The following is an 8,794-nucleotide window of genomic DNA, read 5'->3' as shown; positions in this document are numbered from 1 at the left end:
GCGGGAGTAAAATTTATGAATAGCACATCTCACTGTTTTAAATTTCAGGGGTGTCGCACTTCGTACTTGAATCCAAGCCTGCTTTTAGCTGGTAACCATGGGATTCCACATACGCTTTGGCACGCTCAAAACGCGCTGGCGCAAATACCGTGGCTGGAGAGGATGGCGAGAAAAAGCCGATGGTGTCGCCTTTTTGTAATGGTTTAGGAATGATCATGCGCGTCCTTGTTTTGTGATACATGGTTGATTTATTTTCGTACAATCTAAGCAGAAGAATCTAAACTTAACAATAACCTTTTGTTTTTTAAAACGATAGTTCGGTTAAGTTGTACGAGGTCATTATGATTCCATTCCCTTTACAGCTCGATAAAATTAAAGCCGTGGTGTTTGATTTAGACAACACCTTGGTGAGTTCTGATATGAACTTCGGCGAATTGCGACAACAGCTAGGTTGTCCGCAGAGTGAAGATCTATTGGATTTTGTCGACGCACTTGAGCACCCTCATCATCGAGAGCACGCTCATAACGTGATATTTGATTACGAGATTTCTGATGCTGAGCAGTCTGCTCCAATGATTGGCTGCCATGAGTTGCTCGCCCACTTGCATCAAAATGAAATCAAAACCGCTATCGTGACACGCAACTGCCAAATCGCCACGCAGCGCAAACTAGAGCACAACCAAATCTCTGTGGAGCGAGTCATCACTCGTGAATGCTTCCCGCCCAAGCCAGACCCATTGTCTTTGCAGGTGTTGGCGAAAGAGTGGCGTTTGATGCCTGATGAAGTGCTTTATGTCGGCGATTACCTTTACGACTTGCAGGCAGCGTATAACGCGCAGATGCCCTCTTGCCTTGTTCATCACGGTAATCAAGAAACCTTCAATGATTCAGCCTCATTGGCGCTTAATGAACTCAGTGATTTATTGAGCCGTTTCGAATCCTTACCACGCAAATAAAGCACACATATAAAATACGCAAACAAAAAAAGGGGCACCAACGTGCCCCTTATGACTTATTCCCGATTGTTTCATGCGTTCCCAAGGATTACTTGGGTGATGCGCCACTTAGCCTTGTAGGTAAGCGTTAAGCATCCACATTAATTTTTCTTGCTCACGGATGTAGTCGCCCATCAATGCCGCTGTACCTTCGTCATCTGCTTCACCCGCGTTTTGTAGAATCTCACGCTGTTTTAGAAGTAGAACGCTAAAGCCTTGAACCAGACCTTGTACACACTCCTCACCAGAAGTCGCGTTTTGATGTTCTTTAATTTCACTTGCTTCCAAGTAGTTGCTGAATGCGTGCGCTGGCGTGTGACCCAGAGTTAGAATACGCTCTGCAAGCTCATCGATTTTTGTTTGTAGATCCGTGTAGATCTCTTCAAATTTTACGTGCAGTTCGAAGAATTGCGCACCTTTAATGTTCCAGTGGTAACCGCGAGAGTTCATGTACAACACTTGGTAATACGCTAGCAGTTGATTTAACTGTTGAGCTAGTTGTGCTGATTGTTCGCTGTCTAGACCAATTAGGCTTACTTGTTTGTTCATAATCTTGCTCCTAGAAGGATGATACCAATCGTAGTAACGAACGATTCTCTTACCGGGATTGGTATAAAGTTTAAAAATTCTTTTGCAGTATTTGCTGCCGATGGAGTCATATTACGACTCCGGCTCGGTAAAGAAAATTTGGTTTTAGCTATGATTTAAATAGCTAAATCCAATGAGCAAGTAGACGAATATCGGCGTATCATCCAACAAAAAGCCCCAACCCTTTTTGTGTAAAAAGGATTGGGGCTTTTTTACTATTTGGTTAACGTTCAAAAGTAGATGAACAGACGTAAACCTTAACTACGCCGTTTTAAAAGTTGCCATCTGTTGATTCAGCTCGGTAACTTGCTCTTTTACTTGCAATGATGTCTCTGATGCGCGTTGGCTGTTATTCGAAACCTCATCCACTGATTGAGTAATACCGGACATCAATCCAGTGATCGAATTGGTCGCATGAGATTGCTGCTCTGCCGCTGCCGCAAGTTCTGCCATTTGTTCATTCAAAGAACCAATTTGCTCGGTCGTGACAAGCAAACGAGTTACCGCTTTTTCAATGTGCTCAGCGCCCTGCCCCGCAAGTGATTGGCTGTGTTCTATCTCCTCAACCACCGAATTGGTCGAGCGTTGAATCGCATTGATAATGCCGTTTATTTCTGTCGTCGATTGAGTAGTGCGCGTCGCTAACATGCGTACTTCGTCCGCCACAACCGCAAAGCCTCGTCCTTGGTCACCCGCACGCGCTGCTTCTATCGCGGCATTCAATGCCAGTAAGTTAGTTTGTTCTGCTAAGCCTTCAATCACTTCCGTCACTCGACCAATGGCTTCGCTCTCTTTGCTTAACTGCGTCACTTGCGTGCTCGCGGCTTCAATGCTGCCATGTAAGCTTTCCATGGTGACTCTGTTTTGCTCTAGTGCATCGCGACCTTGTTCAATCTCGCCTTTTGAATCAGAAAGCTTCTGCACCGATTGATTGGCTTGATCTAGGGTGTTACGCGCGGCTAAAGCGATTTCATCCAATTGGCTTCCCATTTCAACAATGCTGGTCTGTTGCTGTTCAACATTCGATGAAGTGACTTGCGCCGATTCCAATAAAGCCCCCATGCTGGTATCCACTTGGTGCGCTTTCTCACTCACCCCTGCCACGATGCTCGCTAACGATTGGTTCATGCGGTTAATCGAATCGGTAAGGTCTGCCAATTCATCTTTCCCAACAACGGTGAGCGGAGGCTGAGAAACGTCCCCTGAAGCGATCGTCTTTGCACGCTCCGATAAGTTTTTCACTCGGCGACCAATGGTGTTGCCCATGTATTTTGAAATCGCTACTGCGGCAAACAAAACTAATGCTGCTGCAATCAACATAGTGGTCAGTACGTTCTTGATCGACTGATTAATACCCTGTCCACTTTGATCAGCACGACTTTGCTGAGCCAATACAATCGTTTCTAAACTTTGGTCTAGTGCATCCGCTGCTGGCAACAGTTCATTCGCCATTAACAAGTTTGATTCGTTCCATTCTGGCGATTGACGCAATGCAATCACCTGCTCTGCTAAAGGAAAGTACAGTTGCTGCATTTCTTTAAACAGTGACCACAGTGATTGGTCGTTATCGGTAAGTCTGTCGAGTTTGCTGTCGATTTCCGCCACGGACTGATTGTGGTACTTAATCAAGTCGTGGTATTTGTCCAAATGCTCTTGCTGCCCGTACAACAGGAAATCTCGCAAAGCAGACAGTGCATTGGCAAGGGAGGTATAACTGTCGGCGTAGACTTTAAACAAACGCTTTCTGTCTCCACCAAATGGATTTCCCGACTCTTCATTGATTAAGCTTTGAAGCTGGTCAAGTGCCACTTCTGCAATGGGTGCCGCTTCGTTAATAAAGAGGTTGTGTGCGGGTAAGTTCTCATCACTGTGGCTAAGTTCAATCAGCTTGTTCAAAGAGACTTTTACCGCGTCCCACTGGCTTTGGATCGCTTGAAAATCCTGTTCAGAGATCAACACCTGCAACGTCGGAAGTGACTCGTCTGTAGATGCCATGATATTGCGTACGTCCTCACTCAGACGTGCACTCGCCTCTTCATCGCCACCTAGCAACATGTAGGCTCGAATCGAGGACAGCGACGCTTGAACGGACTGTTGGATACCGCGACTGGTGTCGACGGTCGGTAAATCGGATTTAAGTAACGAAGAGGCGTATTGCTCTACGGTAGTGACGTTGCGATACGTGAATACCGCTGATGCCATAAAAAGTACGGCTAGCAGCACAAAACTGAGCTGCAACTTCCCTGATATCGTAAGGTTCATCCATAAACTCCTGACAACGATGAGCCTTAAATATAACGATGTTTACAAAAATGTTAAATACGGGTATCAAAAGTTACTAAGAAAACCATGTAAACCACTATTTCAAGCCAAGAAATGGGACTTATTCGAAGTATGGTATGCGCTCACTACGTAAAATCAGATAATTAACGTAAGTGGTTTCTAAGCAGTCTTGCTCCCACAACGAGAGAATCCGCTTGGTGGCAAAGTAGTAATCTTTATTACGCAGTAGCACGCCCACCGTACGGCTGAGCTGCTCAAAGCGCTGTTGCTCATTAGCAGAGATGTAATTGTCTTCATTCTGAATGATGGGCGCCAATCCATCAGCAAACCAATTGTTCAGAATTTCACGCATCTCAAGCTCTGACTCCGGCACATCGATACTCGACAACTCTCGATGCTGTGGTGGTGGCACTATGTACTTCGATGCTTTTGGCGAACTGACATAACGGTACATGTCGCTCCTCCTTGTAAATGACTCTTATACCCAAGTGACTTCAAGATGCAGGATTCAGAGCGTTGTCATTGATTCGGGGTCAAGGAAAACAACGCAGCGTAATAGTCAGCTCTTTCCAAGTTGTTTGACACAGAAACCGAGTCAATGACACGCTCCCGAAGGGCGAGCTGTCTTGGTTTGTATACTTTGTTGTCGATTCTTGATTTAGACCCACTAGACCTTTAAATCGCCGCCGCGTCTACAAACCAAGCCATTCTCGCTGAACCTAACATCTCGAGGTTACTTGGGTATAAACTAGCTAAGAATACTTTTTTCAATTTCCAAGTTTTTTTCTAGAGCTCATAGAAAGAAGACCAACAAAAAAGCCATGCAAGTAGAACCTGCATGGCTTTGGTCCGGGCTGCAATGACACTGCCCTCGTCTAGGACTGGTTACATTGAGCTTTGATCGAAATCGTTGCCTTGGTCAGTACCCGTTTGAGTATCCGAGTCGAAGCTGCCAGAGTCATCCGTGAAGTCAACACCTTGATCTTGACTTCCCGCACTTGTCCAGTCGCTGCCGCCAGATTCCATACCCGCCATGTCTGGTTGCTGATCTTGAGCAGAACCTTGCATGGTGTATTGATCATCGACTTCAACTTCAACTGTGCCACTCGCACCTTCTACTGCGCTGCCCAATTCGTCGTAACCTTGGAATTGGATTTCGCTCGTACCTTCGTAACCTTCTGGTAAGTCAACCGATACTGGTTGGTTCAGGTTGCCACTTAATGTGAAGCTGCCATCGCCATTATCCAGTGCGTTGCTTACTGATGCACCATCAGGTAGACCGGACATTTCTGCATAATCCACCGATTCGTTACCACTGACCTCATCTGGAACCGAGATAGAAATGGTATCGCCTGGTGCTGCAGTCACATCAGCTGCGCTCTCCTCTTCACTGTCTGCACCGTTTGCTGCTTGCTCTTCAGGCTGTTGCGCTTCGCCAACTTGCTGCTCTGATGATGCTTGAGCAGTTTGAATTTGTGGCTCGTCACTTTGCGCTGAATCGTCCGCAACTTGGATGCTCAGATTCTGAGTCGATACTTCACCATTGTCGTTGACCTGAACATCCATAGCCAAATTGCCATCGAAGTCATCGTTCGGCCAGTATGTCCACTCTTCATCACCTGATTTCGCGAAGAAACCTGCATCGTTTGCATCGGCGACATCCAACACTTCTGCTGAAGGGCTAATGCCAAGCTCATCAATCAACTGTGCTTCCGTTAGTGTTAGTGAACCATCATCAGCCAGTGCGTAGCCTTCACTGGTTGTGGTTTCACCTTCACCTTGGATGTCGACATTAAAGAAACTCTCAATGCGGTTTTCACCGTCAGTGGCAATAAAGCCAACTTGAACATCTCCGGTGTAGCCTTCTGCTGGTGTGAATTGGTAGTTACCTTGGTTATCGGTCTCTATCACACCTTGACCTTCCATTAGGCTCACTGACTCAATGCTCAAGCTGTCGCCTTCTGCATCGCTCAAGGTCGATAGCATGTCATCATTGGTGAACGACAAGGTGCCATCCGCTGCCATTTCTGTGGTAGAAATGCTGTCGATTTCTGGAGAAGCATTCTCTTGTGGTGCATCTTCTTTCACGACCACACCTGTTTGCTCATCATGCAGCACACCGTCTTTATCAATCACGTAAGCGATATCCGCTTCACCAGTAAAGCCAGGTGCTGGATTGAATGTCCATGTGCCATCACCGTTATCGACAATTTCACCTTGGCTGCGATCAGCTAGGTGAACGAATTTCACTTCATCACCCGCGTCAGCGTCTACGTTTTCTGCCAATCCGATTAGGTCATCTGCGGTTAGGATAACAGGTTCACCCGCTAGGGTTTCGAAGTCACCTGAATCGATGCCATCTTCGAACTCTTCTGGCTCGTCACCATAATCCACCGTTGTTGCGGTCACGGTTACGAAGAACTCGCCATTAAAGTCAGCCGGAGGCGTCATTTGCAGGTCTGAAATATCCCACTCGTTCAAATCGATGTATTGACCCGGTTCCGTAATGGTAATGGTGTTCACACCATCCGTAACTTCGAAGCCAACAGGGAAACCAGTCATCACTAGGTTACTTAACGTTTCTGAATCGTCGATTAGACCGACATTCAAGCCTAGGTGACCTGTTTCGTCCTCACCGAAGACTAACGGACCATCATGGTCGGTTGTGATGACTGCGCCATCGGCAACAGGGCGAACAAACACTGGTACATCAAGTACCGTCTCAAACTCACCGTCACTTACCACAACTTGCAAGTCAGAAACCCCTGCAAAATCGCCAGTCGGTGTGAATGTCCAAGTACCGTCACCGTTGTCCGTTACCTCACCACCACCTTCACCTTCTGCGGTGATAATGCGTGATACGACTAGGTTTTCAGTGTCGATATCGCCGAACAAGTTCATCAAGTCGCCAGCGTCGAAGGTGAATGCGCCATCCTCGTCGGTTGCCATAAAGGCATTACCCACATTGAATGGAGCATCGTTGACTGGAATAACATCCACATTCAACGAGCCTTCAACCACTTCTTCACCATCCGTCGCGGTGTAGCCCAGTTCCACCAAACCATTGAAGTCTTGAGTGGTCACCAAGTGGTACATACCATCTGGCTGCTGGGTTAATGTCGCGTTTGCAGGAGCACGAACCGTGATGCTTTCTACGCTGATTTCGTCACCATCAAGATCCGTAACTTGATCAGCGATGTAAGCTGGGTCAATCACCATGACCACATCTTCTTCGCCTTGCATCTGGATGGTTGGCGCTTCTGGTGCATCGTTAACCGCTTCGACGTTTAGATTGCCTTCAACCGGCGTAACTAAATCACCATCGCTGACACCGAACGACAATGGCACATCACCGTTGAAGTTCTCCGCAGGAGTGAATGACCAAGTACCATCACCGTTGTCTAGCAAGTCACCGTATTGCTCATCAATCACTAGGTCGACAGCAGACAATTCGTCGTAGGTGTTGTCGATGTCTGTCGCGTTAGCAAGCAACATGTCCTGCGTGATAAGAATGGTGGTATCTTCGGTGCCAGCAATATTCACTGGCGTTGATTGCGGCGCATCGTTAATTGGGTTCACCGTTAGGTCAACGCCCACTTCCACGCTCGCACCATCGTTGTCAATCAAGTCGAAACTTAGGTCGATATCGCCATTGAAGTTCACATCAGGCGTAATCGTAAAGCTACCATCTTGGTTCTCAACAACGGTTGCATTGGTTACCGCGGTTAAGTTCACCGCTTCTAGATTGTCGCTGTCGACGTCACCCGCTTGAGCCAGTAACTGCTCTTGACTCAATGTGATTGAACCGTCTTCATCGACGCTGTAAGCCAAATCGCCAGATACCGGAGCATCGTTGACTGGCAATACATCAATGTTCGCGTTGGTTGTCGCAGTTGCACCGTCTTCATCAGCGACTACTACGTCTAGGCTTACGCCACCGTTGAAGTTTTCATTTGGCGCGAAGCTGTAAGTGCCATCGTCATTCGCCGTTAGAATGCCGTCGCTACCACTGTAAGAGACGCTTTCTAGGCTCACGTCGCCTTCCACGTCACTTGATTGCGCTAGCAGTTGCTCTTCCGTGAAGATAATGACTTCGTCTTCGTTAACGGAGTAGCTAGTCGCGCCTGCGATTGGTGGGTCGTTCACCTCAAGAACAGTAATGCCAGCGGTAGTTGAATCCGTCGCCCCGTCTTCATCGACTACGACAACATCTAGGCTGACTTCACCATTGAAGTTCTCGTTTGGCGAGAAGGTGTACGTACCGTCACCATTGTCTTGGAACACGCCATCTGCGCCACTGTAGCTCACACTATCAACCGAAACATCGCCTTCAATATCTGACGAATTCGCTAGTAATTGCTCATCGCTGATTGTGATCGAGTTGTCTTCGTGTACGGTGTAAGACGTGCTACCTGCCACGGGTGGATCGTTCTCTGGCGTCACACTTACATCGATATTTGCGGTCACTGTATCCGTGCCATCAGAAACATCGAAGGTAAAGTTCACATCGCCATTGAAGTTCTCGTTTGGCGCGAAGCTGTAAGTGCCATCACCATTGTCGGTTAGGACACCATCTGCGCCTGTGTAGCTCACGCCTGCAACCGATAGGTCATCGCCATCGATATCTGTTGCGCCATCAAGCAGATCTTCATCAGTGAACAACAAGACGCCATCTTCACCAATGGTGAACGCTTGATCTTCTGGCTGTGGTAGGTCGTTAACTGGATTAACCGTTAGGTCCGCCGTTGCAACGATAGTATCGCTGCCATCGTTGATATCGAACGTGATATCAATGTCGCCATTAAAGTTCGCGTCAGGCGTAATGGTAAAGCTACCATCGTCATTAGCCGTAACCGTCGCATCACCGTCAACCACTAGGTTAGAAGCGGTTAGTGCATCACCTTCTACATCCGTTGCTTGTGCCAACA

Annotated in this window: 5 protein-coding genes and 1 pseudogene; 1 reads left to right on the top strand and 5 read right to left on the bottom strand. The window is 47.4% G+C overall.

The window, feature by feature from the left end; translation table 11 throughout:
• Positions 1-76 precede the first annotated feature (76 nt).
• Positions 77-217 (bottom strand): annotated as a pseudogene (locus tag R7O12_RS23095) (LD-carboxypeptidase); the annotation flags it as partial.
• Positions 218-341: 124 nt separating this feature from the next.
• Here R7O12_RS23095 and R7O12_RS23090 point away from each other — a divergent pair.
• Complete coding sequence (locus tag R7O12_RS23090) at positions 342-956, top strand: HAD family hydrolase (protein ID WP_005388252.1); 615 nt, start codon at positions 342-344, stop codon at positions 954-956.
• A gap of 108 nt (positions 957-1,064) precedes the next feature.
• Here the strand turns inward: R7O12_RS23090 and R7O12_RS23085 are convergent, their stop codons facing one another.
• From R7O12_RS23085 to R7O12_RS23070, 4 genes are all read right to left on the bottom strand, one after another.
• Entirely contained in the window at positions 1,065-1,544 is a 480-nt protein-coding gene (locus tag R7O12_RS23085; protein ID WP_186176447.1) for a Dps family protein, read from the bottom strand.
• 300 nt (positions 1,545-1,844) lie between these two features.
• Positions 1,845-3,845: a methyl-accepting chemotaxis protein gene (locus R7O12_RS23080; RefSeq protein WP_318126426.1), complete on the bottom strand. Its 2,001-nt coding sequence runs from the start codon at positions 3,843-3,845 to the stop codon at positions 1,845-1,847.
• Between the two features lie 121 nt (positions 3,846-3,966).
• A complete protein-coding gene (locus R7O12_RS23075) occupies positions 3,967-4,320 on the bottom strand; it encodes a hypothetical protein (RefSeq protein ID WP_005375589.1) in 354 nt (117 codons plus the stop codon).
• 431 nt (positions 4,321-4,751) lie between these two features.
• A partial coding sequence (locus R7O12_RS23070) for a tandem-95 repeat protein (protein WP_318106188.1) occupies positions 4,752-8,794 on the bottom strand: 4,043 nt, incomplete at its 5' end.

The organism is Vibrio sp. Vb1574 (genome assembly GCF_033338675.1).
The sequence above is the reverse complement of the archived record's forward strand: the minus strand, read 5'-3'. Positions and strand labels throughout refer to the sequence as shown.

Coding starts and splice junctions, on each gene's coding strand:
- R7O12_RS23090 (WP_005388252.1), top strand. CDS start 342: ATGATTCCATTCCCTTTACAGCTCGATAAAATTAAAGCCGTGGTGTTT.
- R7O12_RS23085 (WP_186176447.1), bottom strand. CDS start 1,544: ATGAACAAACAAGTAAGCCTAATTGGTCTAGACAGCGAACAATCAGCA.
- R7O12_RS23080 (WP_318126426.1), bottom strand. CDS start 3,845: ATGAACCTTACGATATCAGGGAAGTTGCAGCTCAGTTTTGTGCTGCTA.
- R7O12_RS23075 (WP_005375589.1), bottom strand. CDS start 4,320: ATGTACCGTTATGTCAGTTCGCCAAAAGCATCGAAGTACATAGTGCCA.